At 73.9% G+C, this 22253-nt stretch carries 25 protein-coding genes; 12 read left to right on the top strand and 13 right to left on the bottom strand.

The features are described 5' to 3' along the window. Positions 1 to 101 precede the first annotated feature (101 nt). Together ACWEJ6_RS36200 and ACWEJ6_RS36195 are read left to right on the top strand one after the other, a co-directional pair. Positions 102 to 764 carry an RNA polymerase sigma factor gene (locus ACWEJ6_RS36200; protein ID WP_452429657.1) on the top strand — a complete coding sequence of 221 codons (663 nt, stop codon included), beginning with the start codon at positions 102 to 104 and terminating at the stop codon, positions 762 to 764. Continuing rightward, positions 761 to 1330, top strand: coding sequence for a hypothetical protein (locus ACWEJ6_RS36195; RefSeq protein ID WP_452429655.1), 570 nt, complete (start codon positions 761 to 763; stop codon positions 1328 to 1330). The genes ACWEJ6_RS36200 and ACWEJ6_RS36195 overlap by 4 nt, the downstream gene beginning before the upstream one ends. A 49-nt stretch (positions 1331 to 1379) precedes the next feature. On the opposite strand, the gene ACWEJ6_RS36190 is transcribed toward ACWEJ6_RS36195, so the two are convergent. Next, positions 1380 to 1871: a winged helix-turn-helix transcriptional regulator gene (locus ACWEJ6_RS36190; protein ID WP_452429653.1), complete on the bottom strand. Its 492-nt coding sequence runs from the start codon at positions 1869 to 1871 to the stop codon at positions 1380 to 1382. A 93-nt stretch (positions 1872 to 1964) separates the two neighbouring features. Here ACWEJ6_RS36190 and ACWEJ6_RS36185 point away from each other — a divergent pair, with 93 nt between their 5' ends. Further along, complete coding sequence (locus tag ACWEJ6_RS36185; RefSeq protein WP_452429651.1) at positions 1965 to 2462, top strand: hypothetical protein; 498 nt, start codon at positions 1965 to 1967, stop codon at positions 2460 to 2462. 184 nt (positions 2463 to 2646) lie between these two features. Here ACWEJ6_RS36185 and ACWEJ6_RS36180 read toward each other — a convergent pair whose 3' ends face one another. From ACWEJ6_RS36180 to ACWEJ6_RS36170, 3 genes are all read right to left on the bottom strand, one after another. Then, positions 2647 to 3249, bottom strand: coding sequence for an LGFP repeat-containing protein (locus ACWEJ6_RS36180; RefSeq protein WP_452429649.1), 603 nt, complete (start codon positions 3247 to 3249; stop codon positions 2647 to 2649). Positions 3250 to 3316: 67 nt separating this feature from the next. Continuing rightward, on the bottom strand, positions 3317 to 3736 hold the full coding sequence (locus ACWEJ6_RS36175; protein WP_452429647.1) for a DUF6294 family protein: 420 nt from the start codon (positions 3734 to 3736) through the stop codon (positions 3317 to 3319). Continuing rightward, positions 3733 to 4221, bottom strand: coding sequence for a cupin domain-containing protein (locus ACWEJ6_RS36170; RefSeq protein ID WP_397160078.1), 489 nt, complete (start codon positions 4219 to 4221; stop codon positions 3733 to 3735). Before ACWEJ6_RS36170 ends, ACWEJ6_RS36175 begins: the two co-directional genes overlap by 4 nt. A gap of 104 nt (positions 4222 to 4325) precedes the next feature. On the opposite strand from ACWEJ6_RS36170, the gene ACWEJ6_RS36165 reads away from it, so the two are divergent. Further along, positions 4326 to 4949 (top strand): TetR/AcrR family transcriptional regulator, encoded by a 624-nt coding sequence (locus tag ACWEJ6_RS36165; RefSeq protein ID WP_358293629.1) that lies wholly within the window; start codon positions 4326 to 4328, stop codon positions 4947 to 4949. A 111-nt stretch (positions 4950 to 5060) separates the two neighbouring features. On the opposite strand, the gene ACWEJ6_RS36160 is transcribed toward ACWEJ6_RS36165, so the two are convergent. Together ACWEJ6_RS36160 and ACWEJ6_RS36155 are read right to left on the bottom strand one after the other, a co-directional pair. Next, positions 5061 to 5309, bottom strand: coding sequence for a hypothetical protein (locus ACWEJ6_RS36160; RefSeq protein ID WP_452429644.1), 249 nt, complete (start codon positions 5307 to 5309; stop codon positions 5061 to 5063). Between the two features lie 135 nt (positions 5310 to 5444). Further along, positions 5445 to 5846: a DUF6223 family protein gene (locus ACWEJ6_RS36155; RefSeq protein ID WP_452429642.1), complete on the bottom strand. Its 402-nt coding sequence runs from the start codon at positions 5844 to 5846 to the stop codon at positions 5445 to 5447. A 215-nt stretch (positions 5847 to 6061) separates the two neighbouring features. On the opposite strand from ACWEJ6_RS36155, the gene ACWEJ6_RS36150 reads away from it, so the two are divergent. Beyond that, positions 6062 to 7186 (top strand): sensor histidine kinase, encoded by a 1125-nt coding sequence (locus ACWEJ6_RS36150; protein ID WP_387670321.1) that lies wholly within the window; start codon positions 6062 to 6064, stop codon positions 7184 to 7186. Beyond that, positions 7183 to 7845, top strand: a complete 663-nt coding sequence (locus tag ACWEJ6_RS36145; RefSeq protein WP_452429640.1) for a response regulator — start codon at positions 7183 to 7185, stop codon at positions 7843 to 7845. Before ACWEJ6_RS36150 ends, ACWEJ6_RS36145 begins: the two co-directional genes overlap by 4 nt. An 11-nt stretch (positions 7846 to 7856) precedes the next feature. On the opposite strand, the gene ACWEJ6_RS36140 is transcribed toward ACWEJ6_RS36145, so the two are convergent. Beyond that, on the bottom strand, positions 7857 to 8528 hold the full coding sequence (locus ACWEJ6_RS36140; protein WP_452429638.1) for a CBS domain-containing protein: 672 nt from the start codon (positions 8526 to 8528) through the stop codon (positions 7857 to 7859). Positions 8529 to 8635: 107 nt separating this feature from the next. Then, positions 8636 to 9490, bottom strand: coding sequence for a universal stress protein (locus tag ACWEJ6_RS36135; protein ID WP_452429636.1), 855 nt, complete (start codon positions 9488 to 9490; stop codon positions 8636 to 8638). 200 nt (positions 9491 to 9690) lie between these two features. Between ACWEJ6_RS36135 and ACWEJ6_RS36130 the strand changes: the two genes are divergently transcribed. Then, positions 9691 to 10566, top strand: coding sequence for a universal stress protein (locus ACWEJ6_RS36130; protein ID WP_452429634.1), 876 nt, complete (start codon positions 9691 to 9693; stop codon positions 10564 to 10566). A gap of 78 nt (positions 10567 to 10644) precedes the next feature. On the opposite strand, the gene ACWEJ6_RS36125 is transcribed toward ACWEJ6_RS36130, so the two are convergent. Both ACWEJ6_RS36125 and ACWEJ6_RS36120 read right to left on the bottom strand, forming a co-directional pair. Continuing rightward, complete coding sequence (locus tag ACWEJ6_RS36125; RefSeq protein WP_452429632.1) at positions 10645 to 11250, bottom strand: Rv1733c family protein; 606 nt, start codon at positions 11248 to 11250, stop codon at positions 10645 to 10647. A 262-nt stretch (positions 11251 to 11512) separates the two neighbouring features. After that, positions 11513 to 12391, bottom strand: coding sequence for an AMIN-like domain-containing (lipo)protein (locus ACWEJ6_RS36120; protein ID WP_452429630.1), 879 nt, complete (start codon positions 12389 to 12391; stop codon positions 11513 to 11515). 247 nt (positions 12392 to 12638) lie between these two features. On the opposite strand from ACWEJ6_RS36120, the gene ACWEJ6_RS36115 reads away from it, so the two are divergent. The 3 genes from ACWEJ6_RS36115 (at position 12639) to ACWEJ6_RS36105 (ending at position 15726) form a co-directional block, all read left to right on the top strand. Beyond that, positions 12639 to 13613: an Acg family FMN-binding oxidoreductase gene (locus ACWEJ6_RS36115; protein WP_452429628.1), complete on the top strand. Its 975-nt coding sequence runs from the start codon at positions 12639 to 12641 to the stop codon at positions 13611 to 13613. Between the two features lie 28 nt (positions 13614 to 13641). Beyond that, a complete protein-coding gene (gene ppk2 / locus ACWEJ6_RS36110; RefSeq protein ID WP_387670306.1) occupies positions 13642 to 14436 on the top strand; it encodes a polyphosphate kinase 2 in 795 nt (264 codons plus the stop codon). Between the two features lie 99 nt (positions 14437 to 14535). Continuing rightward, positions 14536 to 15726 (top strand): MarP family serine protease, encoded by a 1191-nt coding sequence (locus ACWEJ6_RS36105; RefSeq protein WP_387670304.1) that lies wholly within the window; start codon positions 14536 to 14538, stop codon positions 15724 to 15726. A 28-nt stretch (positions 15727 to 15754) separates the two neighbouring features. Here the strand turns inward: ACWEJ6_RS36105 and ACWEJ6_RS36100 are convergent, their stop codons facing one another. Continuing rightward, a complete protein-coding gene (locus tag ACWEJ6_RS36100) occupies positions 15755 to 17251 on the bottom strand; it encodes a carboxylesterase/lipase family protein (protein ID WP_452429625.1) in 1497 nt (498 codons plus the stop codon). A gap of 169 nt (positions 17252 to 17420) precedes the next feature. Here ACWEJ6_RS36100 and ACWEJ6_RS36095 point away from each other — a divergent pair, with 169 nt between their 5' ends. Together ACWEJ6_RS36095 and ACWEJ6_RS36090 are read left to right on the top strand one after the other, a co-directional pair. Then, positions 17421 to 19751 (top strand): molybdopterin oxidoreductase family protein, encoded by a 2331-nt coding sequence (locus ACWEJ6_RS36095; RefSeq protein ID WP_452429623.1) that lies wholly within the window; start codon positions 17421 to 17423, stop codon positions 19749 to 19751. After that, a complete protein-coding gene (locus tag ACWEJ6_RS36090; RefSeq protein ID WP_387670299.1) occupies positions 19748 to 20215 on the top strand; it encodes a hypothetical protein in 468 nt (155 codons plus the stop codon). The genes ACWEJ6_RS36095 and ACWEJ6_RS36090 overlap by 4 nt, the downstream gene beginning before the upstream one ends. Before the next feature lie 16 nt (positions 20216 to 20231). Here the strand turns inward: ACWEJ6_RS36090 and ACWEJ6_RS36085 are convergent, their stop codons facing one another. Both ACWEJ6_RS36085 and ACWEJ6_RS36080 read right to left on the bottom strand, forming a co-directional pair. Beyond that, positions 20232 to 21332, bottom strand: a complete 1101-nt coding sequence (locus ACWEJ6_RS36085) for an alcohol dehydrogenase catalytic domain-containing protein (protein WP_452429621.1) — start codon at positions 21330 to 21332, stop codon at positions 20232 to 20234. Beyond that, positions 21332 to 22249: a DMT family transporter gene (locus tag ACWEJ6_RS36080; RefSeq protein WP_397160107.1), complete on the bottom strand. Its 918-nt coding sequence runs from the start codon at positions 22247 to 22249 to the stop codon at positions 21332 to 21334. Before ACWEJ6_RS36080 ends, ACWEJ6_RS36085 begins: the two co-directional genes overlap by 1 nt. Between the last annotated feature and the right edge of the window lie 4 nt (positions 22250 to 22253).

The raw sequence follows: 22253 nt of genomic DNA, 5'->3' as shown, positions 1-22253 counted from the left end.
GGGAGCTCCGCGGTGGCGGTCAGGACCGCGCGGCTGAGGATGTGGCAGGTGTTCGGGAACTCGGGGTGGTGGGCGGACAGTACTGATATGTGGATATGTCGATGCGTGTCCGGATCCGAGCTGGGGATCGGGCGGCCTTCTCGCGACTCTTCGACGAGTACGCCAAGGCCGTCTACAACCATGCCTTCCGCCTGACGGCCAACTGGAGCGAGGCGGAGGACGTCATGGCGTTGACGTTCCTGGAAGCCTGGCGATTACGCCCGAAGATCGATCCCGAGGGCGGCTCGCTGCGGCCGTGGCTGCTCGGCATCGCGACCAACGTCTCCCGTAACGTCCGCAGAGCCGCCCGCCGCCATGACGACGCCCTGGCCAGGATCCCCAAGGGCGAGTCGGTGCCGGACTTCGCCGAGGAGGTGGTCGGGCGCATCGACGACGCCGAACGGCTGGCCGCCGTCAGACGCGCGTTCGGCAGGCTCCGCAAGCAGGAGCAGGACGTGTTCGCGCTGTGCGTCTGGGCCGCGCTGGACTACGCCCAGGCCGCCGAGGCGCTGGGCGTGCCGGTGGGCACCGTGAGGTCCCGCCTGTCGCGGGCCCGCAGGAAGCTCGCCGAGTTCGCGGAACGCGACGGACTCACGGAACACGGGCAACTCGGGGAATCCGGGGAACGCGAGGAACGCGGAGAAATCGCAGGATTCGGGGAACTCGCCGGGACGAGCCGACAGGTAACAGGTGACCGAGGCCCCGCCAAGGAGGAGATCCGATGAACGTGCCGGTTGAGCGTGATCTTCCCGAGGGCCGTCGCCAACTGCTCAAGGAGTTCGTGATGACCGAGATCGAGAAGGCGCCCCGTACTCGTCCGTCCCGGGTCGGGCTGCTGGCTCCCGTCGGCGCGCTGGCGGCCGCCGTGGCCGTCGCCGTCCCGCTGCTGTTCGGGGGGCCGGCGTACGCGGTGTCCAGGGCGTCCGACGGGTTGATCGACATCAGCATCAGCGAGGCGCAGGACCCCGAGGGGCTGCAGGCCGAGCTGCGGGGGCTGGGGGCGAACGTGGTGGTCAGCTACGTGCCCGACGGCAAGAAGTGCGGCCCGGAGCCGCGCGCGGCCCGTTTCCTGAGCCAGGAGGAGGCGCCGCTGTCGGTGTTCCCGCCGCCCGAGGGGCATGAGGCCGGCTTCGTCATCGACCCCAGGGCGATCAAGGAGGGGCAGACGGGCGTGCTGGAGTTCAGTGTCAGCGAGGAGAGGAACGTCGCCGGGATCTGGGCGCGCGTCGCCGAGGGGCCGGTGGCCGACTGCGAACTGGTCGACACCACGGATGCGCCGCTGTCGCACTGACGCCACCCTCCGCCCGTCCCCGCGGGAGGGGCAGGACGATCCCGGGATCTCAGGAGCTCTCCACGAAGCGCGCGCCTGGCCCGGGCGTGCGGCAGACGTCTTCCGGGGCGAGGTGGCGGTGCCCCGCGGCGCACTCGAGGACGACCTTGACCGGCTCGTCGCAGGAGCTCGCATCGTCGGCGGGCCGGTGCCGGACGATGACCGACGGGCCCTGCGGATCGGCGAGGTACGCGTCGCCCCATTCCAGGAGCGCCACGAGCGTGGGCCGCAACGCCCGGCCCTGCTCGGTGAGCTCGTAGGCGAAGCGCTGCCGATCCCCGGGATCCTGGTAGGGCGCGCGGCGCATCACTCCCGCGGTCACCAAGGTCTCGAGCCGAGTCGCCAGGAGATTTCTGGCGATCCCGAGGCGGGACTGGAACTCTCCGAACCGGCGCGCGCCGTCCAGCGCTTCGCGAACGATCAGCAGCGACCAGCGCTCACCGACCACCGAGAGGGCGCGCGCCACCGAGCAGTTCACCGGGTCGATCCGCCGCGTCTCCATGGGATGAGTGTACCCATCTGGGTTTACAAGTTGTACTCAGCCCTCGTAGACTCCGGCCTGAGTTGAAGAATTAAACTCAGAAGGAGAGCGACCATGCCCATGCTCGACGTGTACATTCCCGACGGCGCGCTCCAGCCGGACGCCGAGGCGGCCCTGCTGAACCGCATCACCGAGATCCTCATCCGCAACGAGGGATTCGACCCCGCCGACCCGGTGAGCCGTTCCGTCTCCTGGCTCTGGCTGCACCGACCGGCCGGCGTCTACGTCGGCGGAGAACCCGCGGACGCACCTCGCTACAAGGTCGTCCCGTCCGTCCCCGAGGGCCAGCTCGACGCGCGGCAGCGGGCGAGCGTCATCGCCGAGGTCACCGAGGCGATCCTCGACGCGGAGAACGGCGCCTGGCCGCGTGACGCCAGCCGGATCTGGGTGTTCCCCGCCGAGATCCCCGAGGGGCACTGGGGCGGCTGGGGCCAGATCAGGCCGCTCGCCACGATCCTCGCCCGGCTCACCGGCAAGGACACCGAACGGGCCCGTACGCTCGCGCGTGAGCGGATCGCCGCCACCCGGGCCGAACACGCCCGCCTGCCCTGATGAGCGGCGAACGGACGTTCGTCGGGGGTCCGCTGGTTCCGCCGGATGATGTGACGGCGGATCGGGCTGCCCTGCTCTTTGTGGGGGGCGTGGCCGGTGCCGTCCACGGTGAAGGAGCGAAGCCGGATCGCGTGGAGGTGTTCGGCGCGGGCGCAGGCGACGCTTCCGGCCGTCCCCGCCAGTGTCAGTGGGCGAGGCCGATGGAGGTGGGGATGCTCCAGGGGCCGCAGTCGGAGCCGAAGGTCGCCCTGTCGCAGCCCTGGACGACGAAGGCGAACGTGTTGACCTCGTGGCCGTTGGTCGTGGTGCCGACGCCGTCCCGTACGTAGGGGGCCATCACGTACTGGCCGCTCCAGGCGGTCAGCCGGCCCGTCCGGACCTGGGTGGCCTTGCCGCCGTCCTTGCTCCAGCGGACGTTGAAGAAGTCCCAGTCACGGCCGAGGCCGCTCCACTTGAAGACGAGGTTCTGGCCCTTCCGGTAGACGCGGACCAGGGCGCCGTCGCCGAGGTTCGGCGACCAGACGATCTTGCCGTTGGCGAAGCGTTGCCAGGAGCCCTTCTTGTCCGGGTATCCGTACTCCTTGGTGGTGGGGCAGCCGTACACGCTGCGCTCGCCGCCGTTGGAGCGCCACAGGCCGCCGATGAGGCTGCCGGACGGCGCCACCAGCGCCGGGTCGCACGCGCTGCCGGCCGCCGCCGCGGGCGCCGGTGTGGTGAGGCAGAAGGTCGCCGCGAGCAGGGCGGCGGCGGCCGTGCCGGTTCGGGATGGTGAGGCTGCGCGGCTCATGGGCGTCCTCTCGTCGAAGGTGTCGGCGCGCGTGCGGTGGGGCCTGGTGCGGGAGCGTTCGGGCGGCTCAGCAGTGCTTGCTCAGTGACATGCGCTTGACCAGGTCGAACAGGTCGGGGTCGAACTGGCCCTTGGCGATCCAGCGATAGGTCCGGCGGTCGTGCAGGTTCTTGACGAACTTGGTGCTGGTGCTGCCGTACACGCGGATGTCGCCGAGCAGGGCGCCGGCGCCGTCCTTCAGGTGCGCCCACATCAGCCAGGCGTCCTCGTCGCCGAGGCTGGAGACGGTGGCGTCCAGGCGCGCCGTGCCGTTGGAGTACAGGGTCCAGGTGGCGCCGGGCTCGATCGTGCATTGGCCCGCCGAGAGGTAGCCGCGCCAGACGTACGTCTTCTGCTCCAGGCTGGACGCGCCGGCCGTCGCGGTGACGGACGACGTCAGGACGACGGCGGACACGAGCACGCCGGCGGTCTTGCGGACGACTCTCATGAGGACTCCTCGGGGCGTGGGGGGTGTGCCGGGGGTCGGACGGCGGTGTCCGGGGGCGGGCCGATGACCTGGTAGCCGTGGCGGGCGGCGACCTCGGCCAGATGGCCGGGATCGACGTCCCCGGCCGCGACCTCGGCGGCGAAGTGTTCGAATCCGGCGGGCCAGGTGAGCTGGAGCAGGCGCAGGGGAGCGTCCTGGACGTTGGCGAAGGCGTGCGGCACCCGGCGGGGGAGCAGGACGAAGGCCCCGGCGGCGACCTGCCACGACCGCTCGCCGCAGTGCATCCGCGCCGTCCCCGACAGCACGTAGAACGCCTCGTCGTCGTCCCGGTGCACGTGCAGGGGCGTGGCGAAGCCCGGCGGGCATTCCTGCTCGATGACGGTGAGCCGGTCGCCGGTCTCCGGCCCGCCCGCCTTCACGGTCATGGTGGTGCCGAGGAACGGGTGGACGGCGCCGCCGCCCGCCGGCAGATGGAGCGCGCTCATGGCCGTCTCCGCAGCGTGTGGAGCCGGATCGCGATGGACGTCATGCCTCACCACCCTTTGTAGCCTCACTCTAAAGTGCTACTCTAAAGTGGTACTCTAAATCGATGGATGACGTCAAGAGCCCCAAGCGGCGCTCGGCCCAGACCAGAAGCCGGATCGTGAACGCCGCCCAGGGGCTGTTCGTCGTGCGGGGCTACGCCGGCACGACCTTCCAGCAGGTCGCCGACGCGGCCGAGGTCTCGGTGCAGACGGTGTACTTCCACTACGGGACCAAGAGCGGGCTGCTCAAGCACGTGGTCGACGTCGCCTCGGCCGGTGACGACGAGCCCGTGCCGCTGCTGGAACGTCCGTGGTTCGCGGCCCTGCAGGCGTCGCGGGACCCGAGGGAGGTCGTGCGGGGGTGGGTGCACCAGAGCGGCGTCATCCTCGGCCGCGTCGCCCCCGTCCTGGCCGTGGTCCGCGACGCGGCGGCCGCGGACGCCGACATGGCCGCCCAGTGGGCCGTCAACAGCGAGCAGCGGCACACCGCCCACGGGCAGGTCGTCGCCATCCTCGACCGCCTGCACGCCCTGCGGCCCGGCCTGACCGCCGAGCGGGCCACCGACATCACCGTCGGGCTGCTGTCACCGGACCTGTTCCTGGTGATGACCCGCGAGTGCGGCTGGACGCCGGCGCAGTGGGAGAGCTGGAGCGCCGACCAGCTCTCCCACGCCCTCCTGCCCTCCTGACGCCCCGGCGGATCGTCCCGGCGGGCCGGCGTCCTGATAGGCGGACGGACGGACGGGCGGGCGTCGCGGATGGGCGGATGGGCGGATGGTGGGCAGGTGGTGGGCAGGTGGTCAGTCGGTCGGCTCCGCGTCCGGCTCCACGTCCGGTTCCTTGTCCTCGCCGGACTCCTCGGCCACCTCGCGCCGCTCCTGCGCGACCTTCTCCTCCGGATCGGGCGGTGGCTCGACCGGCTCGGCGGGGATCGGCCGGGGAGTGTCCCTCACCTCGACCGCCGCCCGCGCGGCGGTGGTGTCGCTCTCCCCGTTGACCCGTCCGACCGCGGGCGGCATGTCCTCGGGCAGCTTGTCCTGTTCGTTCATGACCCGCAACTGCCCTGACCTTGACCTCTTGAACGAAGATCGGCCTGCTCGGCATCTGCCGCGGTCGCGGCCCCCGGCTCACGGGCCGAGCCACCGGGGAAGCCTTCGCGTCACGGGACTCGCGCTGTTCGGCGGTCAGGTCGTGCGGCGGGCGCGGTTCAGGACGAGGACGCCGAGGACGACGGCGGCCAGGCCGAGGATCAGGTCCAGGTAGCCGCCGACGATGCCGTAGCCGGTGCCCGGACCGCCCTTGGCGGCGCCGATGACCCAGCCGCCGATGACGATGCTGGTCACCCCCGCGGCCAGGGCGACGACGGCCCCGCGCTTCCCGGTCGCGGCCACCGTCGCGGTGCCGGTGCCGGTGCCGGGGGTGGCGCGGCGGCGGAGGCGGCCGGTGGCGCGGGCCAGGCCGAGGCCGCCGACGGCGACGCCGGCCAGGCCCAGCCCGGCGGCGATCAGGGACCACATCCGGCCGGTGGTCATGGCGTACGCGGCGACGGGGTCGGCCTGGGCCGCGAGCAGGTGGTCGATGAACATGGCGGGTTCCCTTCGGCTGGACGTTGACGTGGAAAGCATGACCGCCGGGCCCGCCGCCGGTCGTCCGGCGGGAGCGGGCTTGTCGGGGTGCCGCCGGCGCCGCAGCCGGCTACCGCAGGGGCGGCAGGCAGGCGCGGACGTACCGCGTCCGCGGTAGGCGGCGCATGATCCTCCTGCCGGAGTCGTACGGCCGGACATGCGGCTATGGTGCGCGTATGAGCACAAGGCGGCTCGGCGTCGGAGCCGGGGTGATCGACTGGCTGATCGCGGCCGGCGTGGCGGCGGCGCTGGTGATCACCGGGTTGTCCGGGCAGCCTTCCGCCACCCACCTCGCGCCGCTCGGCTACGCGCTGCTGGCGGCCGGCGGACTGGCGCTGGTCGCGCGCCGCCGGGCGCCGGTGCCCGTCCTGGCCGTGACGGGGTTGTGCGCGGTGGGGTACCAGGCGGCCGGGTTCGACGTGCCGGCGGTGGCGTACCTGTTCGCGGTGTACGCGGCGATGCGGGCCGGACGGCGGCTGGTCACCGTGGCCGCGAGCGTGATCGTGCTGGCCCTGCTGCCCCTGGCCGCGCTGGCCTCCGGGCTGCACGACACGGGCGAGGCGTTCGCGCAGGCCAGGGGCGCGCTGGAGCTGGCCTGGCTGGTCGCGGCCGGCGCCGCCGGGGAGGCGTTGCGGCAGGCGGAGGGACGGGCCGAGGAGGCCGAGCGCACCCGGGAGGAGACCGCGCGGCGGCGTGCCGACGAGGAGCGGCTGCGCATCGCGCGGGACCTGCACGATTCGCTCACCCACCAGATCTCGGTCATCAAGGTGCAGGCCGAGGTGGCCGTGCACGTGGCCCGCAGGAAGGGGGAGCAGGTGCCGCAGGCCCTGCTGGTGATCCAGGAGGCCGGACGCGAGGCGACCAGGGAGCTGCGCGCGACCCTGGAGGCGCTGCGCGACGACACGACTCCGCCGCACGGCCTGGACCGGGTCCCCGAGCTGCTGGAACGGGCCCGGACCACCGGCCTCGACGCGACGCTGACGATCGAAGGGCAACGACGGGACGTGCCGGCCGCGGTGGACCGGACCGCGTACCGGATCGTCCAGGAGTCCCTGACCAACATCGCCCGGCACGCCGCCGCCGCGACCGCGGAGGTCCGCATCGACTACCGTCCCGACGCGCTGGCCATCCGCGTGGACGACGACGGCACGGCCACGCCGGACGCCGCCCCCGTGCCCGGCGTCGGCCTGATCGGCATGCGCGAACGCGTCACCGCGCTCGGCGGCAGCCTGCGGGCGGCCCCGCGCGGCGCGGGCGGCTTCACCGTCCAGGCAGAGCTGCCGATGGACCGCACGCCGTGATCCGGGTCCTGCTGGTGGACGACCAGCCGCTGCTGCGCGGCGGGTTCCGCGCGCTGCTCGACCTGGAGGACGACATCGAGGTGGTCGCCGAGGCCGCCGACGGGGCGCAGGGCCTGGCCCTGGCCAGGGAGCACCTGCCGGACGTCGCGCTCATCGACATCCAGATGCCGGTCGTGGACGGCATCGAGGCGACCCGCCGCATCGCCGCCGACCCGGCCCTGGCCGGCGTGCGCGTGGTCATCCTGACCAACTACGGCCTGGACGAGTACGTCTTCAACGCGCTGCGCGCCGGCGCGGCCGGGTTCCTGGTCAAGGACGTCGTGCCGGAGGACTTCCTGCACGCCGTGCGCGTCGCGGCCCGCGGTGACGCGCTGCTCGCGCCGTCGATCACCCGCATGCTGATCGACCGGTACGTCACCCGGCCGCCCGCCGCCACCCACGGCGAGGAGCTGCGGGAGCTGACCAACCGCGAGCGCGAGGCCGTCGCCCTGGTCGCGCGGGGGATGTCCAACGACGAGATCGCCGCCCACATGGCGATCAGCTCGATGACCGCCAAGACCCACGTCAACCGGGCGATGGCCAAGCTGCGCGTGCGCGACCGCGCCCAGCTCGTGGTCCTGGCCTACGAGTCGGGGCTGGTGACGCCGCGCACGGCCTGACGTGCCCCGAGTCAGGCGGGCACGTCGTCCAGCCGCCAGCACAGCTCGTCCACCACGCCGACGACGCCGTTGACGCCGCAGGTCCGGCGGACGGCGTGCGCGGCCTCGGACCGGCGGTCCATCCGGCCCGACAGCGTGACCACGCCCTGCCGCACCGAGACCCGCACGCTCCCGGTGTCCATCCACAACGCCCGGTGCAGGACGTCGTCGCGGACGACGGCGGCGATCTCCTCGTCGCCGCGCAGGAACATCCTGACCAGGTCGCCGCGGCTGAGGATGCCCACCAGGCGGCCGTTGTGGTCGACCACGGGGATCCGGCGCACGTCGCGGGCGTTCATCAGCCGGGCGGCGGTGACCGCCGACCTCTCGGCGGTGATCGTGACCGGCGGGCTCGTCATCAGGTCCGCGGCCGTGACCGCGGTGGCCTTCCTGCTGCCGGGCCGGTGGCGCACCCGGGACAGCAGCGGCGGCCGGTAGTCCTCGCCGGGGAACTGCTCGCGGAACTCCTCCTTGCACAGCAGGTCGGACTCGGAGACGACGCCGATGACGTGCCGGTCGTCGTCGAGCACCGGCACGGCGCCGATCCCGCGGCCGGCCAGCGCCTCGGCGATCTCCTTGAACGGGGTGGCGGCGCCGACGGAGACGACCTCGCGGGTCATCACGTCCTCGACGGTCAGGTTCATCGTTCACCTCGGGGGTTCTCGGTCCTGACTCCATCCCATCCGGCGACGCGGCCCGGCCGTAGGGGCGTTGGTCCCTGGACGGCGGGCCGGGAGTCCCCGCCGCCGCTTCAGGGTCGCTCGCGCACCACCGCGACGGTGCAGCGCGCGTGGTGCAGGACGCCGCGCATCACCGAGCCGAGCACGAACGAGCCCAGCCCGCTCCTGCCCTGCGAGCCGAGCACCAGCAGGTCGGCCCGGTCGCCCGCGGCGACGAGCGTCTTGACGGGATGGCCGCACTGGACGTCCGCGATCACCCTGACGTCGGGATGCCGTTCCTGCCACGGGGTGAGCTGCTCCCTGGTGACGCGCAGGTGGCTCTCCCGCAGCGCCTCGATGTCGCACGAGAAGTCGGGCGCCAGCGCGAACGGCAGCGGCCAGGCGTGCACCGCCCGCAGGCTGCCGCCGCGCAGCTCGGCCTGCCGGAAGGCGTAGTCGAGGGCCGGTTCGCAGGCGGGGGAGCCGTCCACGCCGACGACGACCTCGTCGTGGGAGGCGGCGTCCCCGTCGCGGACGACGACCACCGGGCCGGGCGCCTGACCGGCCACGCTCATGCTGACCGAGCCGAGCACGGCACCGGCGAAGCCGCCCGCCCCCCTGCGCCCCACCACCAGCTCGGCGGCCTCGGCCGCCTGCTCGCGGAGGGCGACCGACGCCTTCCCGGTCATGACCCGGGTGCTCACCTCGACCGTGGGCCGGCGTTCACCGACGATCTCCTGCGCCTTGGCCAGGATCTCCCGCGCGCGCTCGGTCATCGCGCTCTCCCACTCGACGGCGGCGATCTGCGGAACCTGGTACGGCCAGGTCTCCACCACGGACACGATCCGCAGCGCGGCCCCCGCCCTGAAGGCGTCGTCGGCAGCCCACGCCACGGCGTCGAACCCGGACGGCGATCCGTCGACACCCACCACGACCAGCTCAGACATCGCTCATACCTCCCCTACTCATTCAGCCGTCCGGGAGGTGAGCGGACAGGATCGCCAGCCCCAAAACTTGGAGAAATCTGGCGGCGGAGGCGATCCGGGGCGGCTCCGGACGGCTTCCGGCCCGCGAACTTGGGGTTTCTTCGCCCGCTCCTGACTTTGGGCAGGCGGGGCCCGAGGAAGATCCACGGCCGGGAGGCAGCATGCCGGGACGGATCATGGTCGGCGTGGACGGGTCCGCGCCGTCGGACGCAGCGTTGGGCTGGGCCGCCGACGACGCGGCGCGTACGGGCGCGGAGCTGCACATCGTGCACGCCCTGGACCGGCAGCCGTACAGCGTCGGCAGGTTCCCCGACTTCGGGCAGTGGAACAACCTGCTGCTGGCGGCGTCCAGGGTGCTGGAGCGGGCCGAGGCGGCGGTCCGGGCGCGGCAGCCGTCCGTGGCGGTGCACGCCGAGATCGTGGAGGGGACGCCCGCGGCCGTCCTGCAGGATCAGGCGCGGCGGGCGGACGAGCTGGTCATCGGCAACCGGGGGCTGGGCGGGTTCGCCGGCGCGCTGCTCGGGTCGGTGACCACGCAGGTGGCCGGTCAGGTGCGGTGTCCCGTGGTGGTGGTGCGCGCGGACCCGCCGGAGCGGGTCGGCGAGGTCGGCGTCGGGATCGACGACTCCGGCGTCTGCGAGCCGGCCGTCGGCTACGCCTTCGAGCAGGCCAGGCTGCGCGGCGCCACGCTGCGCCTGATCCACGCCTGGCAGATCCCCGTGCACGCCTTCGCGCCGGAGATCGCCTACGACGTGGACGAGGTCCGGGCCGCCCAGCGGGAGGTGATCCGGACCAGGACGGCCGGATGGCGGGAGAGGCATCCCGAGGTGGCGATCGTGGAGGACGTGCAGAGCGCCCATCCGGTCGAGGCGCTCACCGGCGCGGGCTGCGACCTGCTGGTGGTCGGCTCCCGCGGCCGGGGCGCGTTCGGCTCGCTGCTGCTCGGCTCGGTCAGCAGAGGGGTGCTGCACCACGCGCGCTGCCCGGTCGCGGTGATCCGTCCCGCCGACGATGCCGAGGGCCGCGGGCCGCGGTGATGGACGGGCGGCGCGAATCAGTGCCCGCGAGCCGGCGAATCAGGGCCTGCGAGCCGCGGTGAAGGACGTCCGGCGCGATCAGGGGCTGCGCCGTCGTCCCCAGTCCTCGCCGGCCCGCGCCCACTGGACCTCCCACTCCCGGTACCGCCGCCGATCCGTCCACCACCGGAACGCCGCGAACCCGCCCGCGGCGGCCAGGGCGATCACGGACATGAGCAGGAGGCCGGTCACCACGCCCCTCGTCCGCAGGACGGTGCGGGCGGTGGGCGCCGGCACGGGCCGGCCGGCGGCGTCGATCCACAACGGGACCGTCGAACCGGCCCTGGCCACCCCGGGGACCGGCACCGGGCCGCTGCGCGCCGCGCCCGAGGACGTCGTCCAGCTCGCCATCGCCCGCTGCTCGCCCACCGGCATCTCGGTGAGGGCGACGCGGGCGGCCGGCGCGTCGGCCAGCAGCGTCGCCCTGACCTGGTGCCGTCCCACGGCGTGCGCGCTCTCCTCGTGGAGCGCGCCCTCGTAGGCCAGCCGGCCCACGAGGACGGCGGGCCAGACGCCCGCCAGCACCACGAGCCCGGTCACCAGCACCGCGAGCGCCTCCAGCCGGTCGGAACGGCGGCGCAGGGGATTGCCGTCGGGACGGTACAGGCGTACGCGCCGGGCCAGAAGGTCGATCAACGCTTTCAACGGACACCTCCTTGAAGCACTGTGCGGGCGCCCCGGCGGGGACGGCAGGGGCGGGCGGCTCTTGACGGGAGGACCTTCGTCCCGAGTCCGTCAGGACGGACGGGGCGGCCCCGCGTACGGATCACGGAGCAGGACGGATGGGGCGGCCCCGCGTACGGATCACGGAGGACAAGGCGTGGTCACCCCGCCATCATGAACGAACCAAGAAGATCAACATGGCCGTTCTCCTGGGAAGACGTGCCAACAGGCACCCCGGCCGGCCTCAGCCGGGCGCCAGCGAACGGGGGATCGAGTCCGACGGCCCGGCGGGATGCCCGGTACGCCCCGCCGCGTCATAGATCTTGACCCACCGGATCGCCGGGAACTGCTTGAGCGTCGGCCTGATCTGGTCGGCGATGGTGAAGGCCGATCCGCCGCCGTCGACCGGGCCGGTCAGGTGGACCCTGGCGATCCCGTCCGCGACGGTCAGCCTGCCGAAGCCGGTGGCCCTGGAGCTGACGAAGCGCAGGCCGCGCGCCCGTTCGGCCTCGGTCGGGCCGGCGAACAGCCGTTGCAGCGCGCCGTAGGCGGTCGCCGGCGGGGCCACCGGGCGGGTCACGGCCGCCGTGCGCGGGCTCCGGGCGGTGGTGTCGAGGAAGTGGTCGCGTACGGACACGGTCCGGTAGGACGTGGTGAGGTCGACGACGACCCGGCTCGGCCGGGTGAGCGTGCGGACCTGGTAGGGCACGCGCCTGGCCAGCCCGACGCCGAAGGTGAGCGTGGCCTCGAAGTCGCCGGTGTTGACGACCTGGACGACGCCGGGCAGCGCGTAGGTGCGGCGGGTGGGGCCGTAGGTGACCCGGCCCCGGCGGTCGTGGCCGTCGGCCTGGTCGAAGCGGACCTGGAGGAGGGCGTCGCCGACCGCGCCGACCGTCCGTCCGGAGCCGTCGGCGATCAGCCGGGACACGTAGCGCACGTCGTGCCGGGCCGGGACCGGGCCGCGGAACTCGAAGACCAGCCGGTCCAGGCCGGGCAGGTGCGCGGCCCGGATGCCGACCAGGACGGGGACGGCGGCCTGCCGCGCGGCCCGCGCGGGTAAGGCCGGCACGCCGGTGACGGTCACCGCCAGGGCGACGGCGAGGAGGGAACGGATCGGGGCCATGATCATCATCTCTTTCCCGTGAACGATCCTGGTCCCAGACTGACGCGCGCGACCGCGGGGCGACACCGCCGGACGTCCTGAACTCCGTGGCCCTCCGGCACTCGCGCCGGCCCCGGAAGTGTCCTTGGACCCTCGTGGCGCGGGTCCTCCGGCCCTGTGCCGGGCGTCCTGGGAGGTCTCATCCTGGCGGGGTAGGCCGGACAGAGAAGACCGAACATTCGACGCGGTCGTCTTCTGGAGGTGGACCATGAGCACGTGCTCGCCGAGACAGGCCATGGACGCGGCGGTCGAGGCCGCTCGATGGGCCCCTTCCGTGCACAACACCCAGCCGTGGACCTTCTCGGTCTCCGACGTGGAGATCGCGTTGAAGGCCGACACCGGCAGGCAGCTCAAGGCCGGTGACGCGACCGGGCGGGAGCTGGTGATCAGTTGTGGCGCGGCGCTGTTCACGATGTGCGTCGCGATGCGGCGCGCGGGGTTCGAGCCGGTCGTCCGGGTCCTGCCGGATCCCGATCGGCCCGGGTTGCTGGCGACGGTCCGGCCGGGCCGGGAGAGCGAGCCGGACGAGGTGACGCGGGTGCTCGCGGGCGAGATCGAGCGGCGTCACACGCATCGGGCGGGTTTCGCCGACGTCCCGGTCCCTGACGCGTTCGTGGAGTCGCTGGTGCGGGCGGCGATGGGTGAGGGGGTCCGGTTGACGCCCGTCCGGTCGGTGGAGGCGGTGGAGGTGCTGGCCGCGCTGACCCGGGCGGCGCAGGGCGTGCAGGAGCAGGATCAGCGGTTCGGGCTGGAGGTCGTACGGTGGGCCAGGCCGCCGGGCAGCACGCGGGCCGACGGCGTGCCGGCCGGGAGCTACCCGCGCGAGGGCGCGCCGACGGAGGCGGTCTTCCCCCAGCGTCACTACGCGTGGCGGCAGGGCTGGGGCGCGCCGGGCGGCCAGGACGAGACGGCCGTCGGGGTGGTCGCCGTGCTGACCACGCGGGCGGACGACCGGCGGGACTGGCTGGCCACCGGCCAGGCGCTGCAACGGGTGCTGCTGCAGGCGTCGGCGCACGGGGTCAGCGCCGCCTTCCACACGCAGGCCCTGGAGCTGGAGCTGTTGCGGGAGTTCCTGCGGCTGGAGCTGTTCTCGGGGGAGCACCCGCAGATGATCATGCGGCTGGGGGTCACCTTCGAGGAGAAGGGCACGCCCCGGCGTCCGCTCTCCGACGTCCTGGGGTGAGCCCGGCGCCCTTCTAGAATCCGCAGGCATGGGGACTGACAGGCTGCGCCGCAAGCCGTACGAGAAGGAACTCCTCCGCCTCCAGGAAGAGCTGGTGGAGTTGCAGGAGTGGGTGCGGGCCGAGGGGCGGCGGGTCGTGGTGATCTTCGAGGGACGCGACGCCGCGGGCAAGGGCAGCACGATCAAGCGGGTCACCGAGTACCTGAACCCGCGCGTGGCCAGGATCGCCGCGCTGCCCGTCCCGACCGACCGGCAGCGGTCGCAGTGGTACTTCCAGCGGTACGTCGAGCACCTGCCGGCCGCGGGGGAGATCGTGCTGTTCGACCGGAGCTGGTACAACCGGGCCGGGGTCGAGCGGGTGATGGGGTTCTGCACGCAGGAGGAGTACACGCGCTTCCTGCACCAATGTCCGATCTTCGAGAGGCTGCTGGTCGAGGACGGGATCCTGCTGCGCAAGTACTGGTTCTCGGTGAGCGACGCCGAGCAGGAGCGGCGCTTCCGCGACCGGCTGGCGGACCCGATGCGCCGGTGGAAGTTGTCGGCGATGGACCTGGAGTCGATCACCAGGTGGGAGGAGTACTCCCGGGCCAAGGACGAGATGCTGGTGCACACCGACATCCCCGAGGCGCCCTGGTACGAGGTGGACAGTGAGGACAAGCGGCGGGCCAGGATCAACATGATCGCGCACCTGCTGTCCACGATCCCCTACCGGCGGGTCGAGCGGGCGCCGCTGGAGATCCCGCCGCGACCGCCCGCCACCGGCTACCGCCGCCCGCCGCGCCGCCCCGGAGGGTACGTCCCCGACGTCACGGCCGGCCTCTGAGCTCGGGCCGTCCGCCGGGGGATTACTCCGCCGATCAAGGAAATCCGGCGTACCGGACTTGATCCTCCCTTGTCGGGGAAAAGATGATTGTCTTTGCTTGTGTCCGGTGATCTGCTCGACGTCGTCCTGGTCGTTCTGGTGGTCGGGTTCGGCGTGGCGGGGTTCCGGCAGGGGTTCGTCGTCGGGGTGACGAGCTCGATCGGGTTCGTCGCCGGATGCGTGCTGGGCATCGCCGTCGCCCCCGCCGTGACGAACGCGCTCGTGACCGGCGACATCGCGCAGACGGCCTTCGCGGTCGTCATCGTGTTCCTGATCGCGCTGGCCGGCCAGTTCGCCGCGTCCACCCTGGGGGTGCGGTTACGCACGTACCTGCGCGGCGAACCGGCCCGGATCCTGGACTCCCTGGGCGGCGGGCTGGTCAACGCCACGTTCGTGCTGCTGGTCGCCTGGCTCGTGGGCAGCCTCCTGGTGGCCGGCCCGTGGACGCTGGTGGTCGAGCAGATCCGCGGCTCGGCGCTGCTGTCCACGCTCGACGCGGCGGCCCCCGAGGCGGCGCGGAACTGGCAGCGGCCCTTCAAACGGTTCATCGACCGGTCCGACTTCCCGCCGGTGCTCGACACCATCGCCGGGATGAGCCCCGTCCGGGTGCCGCCGCCGGACGTGGCCGTGCTGCGCAGCCCGGCGCTGCGGCAGGCCAGGACGGGCATCCTGCAGGTCCAGGGGACCGCCTCCTCCTGCGGCAAGCGCATCACCGGCACCGGCTTCACCTACGCGCCCGACCACATCATGACCAACGCGCACGTCGTGGCCGGGGTGGACACGGACCTGCAGGTGGTCGACCACCAGCAGCGGCCGCACCCGGCGCAGGTCGTCTGGTACAACCCCCGGCGGGACGTCGCGGTCCTGTACGTCCCCGGCCTCGGGCTGCCCCCGCTCTCCTTCGACACCCGGGCCAGGGAGGGCCAGGACGCGCTGGTCGCCGGCTACCCGAACGGCGGCGGCTTCACGCCGGAGCCCGCCCGCGTCGCCACGCGGCAGCGGGCCGGCAGCCCCGACATCTACCACGCCTCGCAGGTGACCAGGGACGTCTACCTGGTCCGGGGCAAGATCCAGCAGGGCAACTCCGGCGGCCCGCTGCTCTCCGTGGACGGCCGCGTGCTGGGCGTGATCTTCGCCGCCGTCGCCGGCCAGGTGGAGACCGGCTACGCGCTGACCGCCGGCGAGGTCGCGCCCGACGCCCGCCAGGCCGCCACGGCCACGAACCCCGTCAGCACCCAGTCCTGCGACTGACCCCCGGCCCGCCCGCGGTGACCGGTGCTCACGCCGGCCCGGACGCCGCCAGCGGGAGCGGGTCGAAGGCGTGCCCGGCCCACAACCGGCGCGACGCCTCCTCCGGGTACGCCGCCGTGCCCGGCTCGGTGCCGATGATCCAGGTCAGCCGCTCGCGCGGCTCGTACGCCGGCCAGCCCGGGTCCCCGGTCGCGGCGAAGGCGGTCCACGCCGCCCGCACCCGGGCCGACAGCTCGGCGGCCTCCGGCGGCGGCTCCTGGCCGAGCAGCAGCCCGGCCGCGCCCGCGGTCAGGTTGCCGAACGTCAGCGGCAGGCCCAGCCCGTGGCACGCGCCGAGCATCCCGCCCATGCCGGGGGCCGGCCAGGTCAGCTCGTACAGGTGGGCCCGGCCGCGCCCGCCGTGGGCCTCGGCCAGCCGTACGGACGGCATCCGGAACAGCCAGTCGGAGTGGACCAGTTCGTACAGCCGCTCGTCACCGGCCTCCGGGTGGGCGGCCCGGTAGGCCGCCGGGTCGGGGGCCAGCGCCCGCAGCGCGGCGGCCGCCTGCTCGGCGGTGACCTGGCCGAGCTCGCCGCCGAGCGCCATGAACAGCCGGTACTCGTCGCGGTTGTGCCCCACGAGCAGGTCCACTCCGCCTGCCGGCGACCGCCAGGGCGTCGCGGGCAGCACCTCGCCGTCCACGACCGGCGCGAACGGCGTGCGGACGTGCGCGGCCAGGCCCCAGCGCGGCCTGCCGCCCATGCCGGTCGCCACCGCGTCGCCGGCCTCGATCAGCCGTTCCGGCGGCAGGCGCGCCAGCTCGCCCGCGTGCGGGGCCGCTCCCAGCTCGGCGGCCACCGCGGCGGCGAGATCGGCGGCCAGCTCGGGGGTGAAGAACAGGCCCGGCACGCTCTGCGCGATCGCCCGGCGGAACAGGCCGGCCGCGCCGGGCATCGTCATCAGCGCCGCGATGCTCCCGGCTCCGGCGGACTCGCCGAAGACGGTGACCAGGTCGGGGTCGCCGCCGAAGGCCGCGGCGTTCTCGCGCACCCAGCGCAGGGCGGCCACCTGGTCCAGCAGGCCGCGGTTGGCGGGCGCGCCGCCGAAGTGCCCGAAGCCCTCGGCGGAGACCCGGTAGTTGACGGTGACCACGACGACGCCGTCCCGGGCGAGCACGCCGCCGTCGAAGAGCGGGTCGCCGGACCAGCCGTACATGTAGCCGCCGCCGTGGATCCACACCATCACCGGCAGCCGGGTCGCGCCCAGGTCGGGGGTCCACACGTTGGCGGTCAGCCAGTTCCCGTCGGTGCCGGCGTCGCCGGCGGCGCCCAGCAGCCTGGACTGCGGCGGCGGCGGGCCGAACGCGGCGGCCTCGCGCACGCCGTCCCACGCCTCGGGCGGCGCCGGGGCGGCCAGCCGCAGGCCGCCCACCGGTGGGCGCGCGTACGGCACGCCGCGGAAGACGGCCACGCCGCCCTCGATCCGGCCGCGCAGCCGGCCCGTGCGGACGGTGACCTGCGGGTGAGCGGTTCCGGCGGCGCTCATGGCACGCTCCTCGTCCGGGGGACGGCTCCGACGGCCGTGCGCGGCCATCCTCACCCCGGACGCGGCCCGGCCGCATCCCGTTTTCCGACGGCCGGGCCACGGCGATGGCATGGGGCGGCCGGGTGAGGGTATGCGGTCCGGATCTCCCCCCCCGGAAGGAGCCGCCGGAATGTCTGATCGCATCGCCGACCCGTGGGGCTCGCGCACGCCGTACGGGCCGCGCGAGGACGGCAGCGCCGAGGACTGGCCGGTCCGGGTGGACGCCTGCCTGGCGGAGGGGCTGACCGAGCAGGACGTCGAGTCGTGGGCCCAGTCGGCGTCCGTCCTGCACTCCAACGGCGACGCGATGGACATCGCGGTCAAGGACGGACGTATCGTCGGCGTGCGCGGCCGTGCCGTGGACCGGGTCAACCACGGCCGGCTCGACCCCAAGGACCTGTACGGCTGGCAGGCCAACAACAGCCCCGACCGGCTGCTGCGCCCGCTCGTCCGCGAGGGCGGCACGCTGGTGGAGAGCGACTGGGAGACGGCGATGGGCCGGATCGTGGCCCGGTCGAAGGAGCTGCTGCGGGGCCCCGGCGGATGGGGGCACTTCGGCTTCCACACCAGCGGGCAGCTCTTCCTGGAGGAGTACTACACGCTCGCCGTGATCGGGAAGGCCGGCCTCGGCACCCCGCACATGGACGGCAACACCCGGCTGTGCACGGCCACGGCCGCCGCCGCGCTCAAGGCCGGCTTCGGCACCGACGGGCAGCCCGGTTCGTACACCGACATCGACCACTGCGACGCCATCGCGTTGTGGGGGCACAACGTTGCCGAGACCCAGGTGGTGTTGTGGGACCGGATGCTCGACCGCCGCCGCGGCCCGCGCCCGCCCGCGATGATCGCCGTCGATCCCCGCGCCACGCCCGTCGCCCGCGAGGCCGACGTGCACCTGCCGGTGCGCTCCGGCACGAACCTGGCCCTGATGAACGCCCTGATCCACCGCCTGATCGAGCGCGGCCGGCACGACCGCCGCTACGTCGAGGAGCACACGATCGGGTTCGAGCGGCTGTGCCGGGTGGTCGAGCAGTGCCCGCCGGAACGGGCGGCGGAGATCTGCGACGTGCCCGTGGCCCTGATCGAACAGGCCGCCGAGATCCTCGGCACCAGCGAGCGGCTGGTCTCCACCGTCCTCCAGGGCTTCTACCAGTCCAACCAGGCGACGGCCGCCGCCTGCCAGGTCAACAACATCCACCTGCTGCGCGGCATGCTGGGCCGCCCGGGGGCCGGGGTGCTGCAGATGAACGGCCAGCCCACCGCCCAGAACACCCGCGAGACCGGCGCCGACGGCGACCTGCCCGGCCTGCGCAACTGGGACAACCCCTCGCACATCCGCGAGCTGGCCGAGCTGTGGAACGTCGATCCGGCCGTCATCCCGCACTGGGCGCCGCCGACCCACGCCATGCAGGTCTTCCGGTACGCCGAGCAGGGGTCGGTCAAGCTGCTGTGGATCTCCGGCACGAACCCCGCGGTCTCGCTGCCCGACCTCGGCCGCGTCCGCCGCATCCTGGGCCGGGACGAGCTGTTCGTCGTGGTGCAGGACCTGTTCCGCACCGAGACCGCGGAGCTGGCCGACGTGGTGCTGCCGGCGGCGACGTGGGGGGAGAAACTGGGCACCTTCACCAACGCCGACCGGACCGTGCACCTGTCGGAGAAGGCCGTGGAACCGCCCGGCGAGGCGCGGGCCGACCTGGACATCTTCCTCGACTACGCCCGCCGCATGGACTTCCGCGACCGCGACGGCAAGCCGCTGATCGGCTGGCACGACGCGGAGTCGGCGTTCGAGGCGTGGAAGGCGTGCTCGGCCGGGCGTCCCTGCGACTACACCGGCATCACGTACGAGAGCCTGCGCGGCGGCAGCGGCGTCCAGTGGCCGTGCCCGCCGGGCTCGGGCGGCACCGAGCGCCTGTACGCCGGCGGCCGCTTCAACACCGACCCCGACTACTGCGAGACCTACGGCCAGGACCTCGTCACCGGCGCCGAGCACACCCGCGAGCAGTACCTGGCCCAGGAGCCCGGCGGACGGGCCTTCCTGCGGGCCGCGGCCTACCACCCCTCGCCCGAGGTGACCGGCGACGACCTGCCGCTGCTGCTGACCACCGGCCGCACCGTGCACCAGTTCCACACCCGGACCAAGACCGGCCGCGTCCCGCGGCTCGACGCCGCCGCCCCCGAGCCGTGGGTGGAGCTCAACGCGGCCGACGCCGCCGGGCTCGGCATCGGCGAAGGAGACCTGGTGCGGGTGGAGTCACCGCGCGGCCGGCTGGAGGCCCCGGCCCGGATCACCGGCATCCGGCGGGGCGTGGTGTTCGTGCCCTTCCACTACGGCTACTGGGACCTGGAGCCGGGAGCGGCGCCCCGGGCGGCCAACGAGGTCACGAACACGACTTGGGACCCCGTCTCCAAGCAACCGATCTACAAGGTCACCGCGGTCCGGGTGACCAGAGCGGGAGGATGACCGTGCTGCTGGCGCACTACCTGGGGCTGCTGCACCGATCGGAGGAGGAACTGGCGTCGGCGTACCGCGAGGTCGCCGCGGCCCACGGCGACGAGCCGGACGTGATGCACGTCTGCCGGCGGCTCGCCGAGCAGTGCGACGAGCACGTACGGCGGCTGCGGCCGTTCGTCGAACGCTACTCCGAGGACGCCCCCGACGAGCCGGAGCGGCTGCACTCGACGCTGTTCTCCGGCTCCCGCGGTGGCGGCCTCGGCCTGCTGCGCGACCTGCACGACCTCTACCTCATGGCCGCCGAGTGCGACGTCTGCTGGACGCTGATCGGCCAGGCCGCGCAGGGCGCCCGCGACGAGCCGCTGCTGGCGGCGGTCCGCGACTGCGAGGACGAGACCGCCACCCAGATGACCTGGGCCCGCGGCCGGATGAAGCAGGCGGCCCCGCAGACGCTGGTCGTCGCGTCCGGGTAGCGCCCGGCCCCGGCGGTCAGCCGTCGAAGACGATCAGCTGGCGCAGGGCGGCGCCGTCGGCGAGGTGGTCCATCGCCTCGTTGACGCCCGCCAGGCCGATCCGGGCCGAGACCAGCCGCTCCACCGGCAGCCGGCCCTCGCGCCACATCCGGGCGAACACCGGGATGTCGCGTGCGGGCAGCGCCGAGCCCAGGTAGCTGCCGATGATGCTGCGCCCGCCGGCCACCAGCGCGAGCGGTGAGATCGAGGCGCGGGCGCCGGGCGCGGGCAGGCCCACGCTGACGGTGCGGCCGCCGGGGGCCGTCGCGGTCACCGCGGTCTCGAACGCCCGCGCGCTGCCCGCCGCCTCCACCACGACGTCCGCCTCGCCGGGCAGCTCGTCCGGGCCGTACACCTCGTGCGCGCCCAGCTCGCGGGCGGTGGCGAGCTTGGCCGGGTTGGCGTCCACGCCGATCACCCGGACGTCGTCGAGGGCCAGCGCGGTGAGCAGCGCCGCCATGCCCACGCCGCCCAGCCCGACGACCGTGACCGTCTGCCCGGGGCGTGGCCGGCCGGCGTTGAGCACGGCGCCGCCGCCGGTCAGCACGGCGCAGCCGAGCAGGGCGGCGACCTCGGCCGGCACGTCGGGATCGACCGGGACGATCGAGCGCCGGTCGACCACCACGTGCGTGGCGAACGCCGACACCCCGAGGTGGTGCAGCACCGCGACGCCGTCCCTGTGCTGGCGGACCGCGCCGCTCAGCAGGGTGCCGTCGTTGTTGGCGGCGCTGCCCGGCACGCAGGGCGTCACGCCCTCGGTGGCGCAGCCGGCGCAGCCGCCGCACCTGGGCAGGAAGGTCATCACCACGCGCCGCCCAGGGGCGAGGTCGTCGACGCCCGGCCCGGTCCGCTCCACCACGCCCGCCGCCTCGTGGCCGAGCAGCATGGGCGTGGGACGCACCCGGTTGCCGTCCACCACCGACAGGTCGGAGTGGCACACGCCGGCCACCTCCACCCGCACCAGCAGCTCGCCCGGCCCCGGCGGATCGAGTTCGAGGTCGCAGACCGTCAGCGGCCGCGACTGCGCGTAGGGCCGGGACCGGCCGATCTCCTCCAGGACCGCGCCGCGAATGCGCATCAGTTCGCCCTTCTTCGTGTCGAGAGGTTGGCCAGCAGCACCCCGCAGCCGCCCAGGACGAGCCCGGCCACGGCGAGCGGGGGCAGCGGCTGCCCGGCCAGCGACCAGGCCAGCACGGCGGTCACGGCCGGGGTCAGGAAGAACACCGTGCTCACCCGGCTGGCCGGGGAGCGCAGCAACATCCGGTTGAGCAGGATGAACGCCGCGATGGAGTTGACCAGCGCCATCCAGCCGACCGACAGCCCGAACGCCGTCCAGTCCGACACCCGGACCGGGCCGAGCGCCAGGCAGGCCAGCCCGGCGGCGGGGGCGCTGACCAGCAGCTGCACCGCGGTGCCGCTCAGCGCGTCCATGCGGGGGGCGTACCGCTGCTGGTAGAGGGTGCCCGCGCTGAGCCCGGCCAGCCCCAGCAGACACAGCGCCACCCCGGACGCGGACAGGCTGATCCGGTCGGCCACCGCCAGGACCACCCCGGCCAGGCCGAGCGCGAACCCGGCCCACTGCCCGGCGCCGACCCGCTCACCCAGCACCCGGCCGACCAGCAGGATGACCACCGGGTTCAGCCCCTGCACCAGGGACACGACCGCGGCCGGCAGGCCCGCGCCGAGCGCGCTGTAGAAGGCGCCGAACTGCACGGCCTGCATCAGCAGCCCGGCCACGGCCACGTGCGCCAGGTCCCGCCCCCGGGGCCACGGCACCCGCCTGACCAGCGCGTACGCCCCCAGCAACACCCCGGCGACGGCGAACCTGCCGAACATCAGCAACAGCGGCGGCGCCGCCCTGACCCCCGGGATGCCCGCGATGAACGCGCTGCTCCACAGGACGACGAACACCCCGGGCGCCACCGGCCACCGCCTCCCGGCGCGCCGGACGGGCGCCGTGGCGGCGGCGGTCTCCCGCACGCGGGCAGGCGTCATCGCA

The sequence above is a fragment of the Nonomuraea sp. NPDC004702 genome (assembly GCF_053601695.1).
The sequence above is the reverse complement of the archived record's forward strand: the minus strand, read 5'-3'. Positions and strand labels throughout refer to the sequence as shown.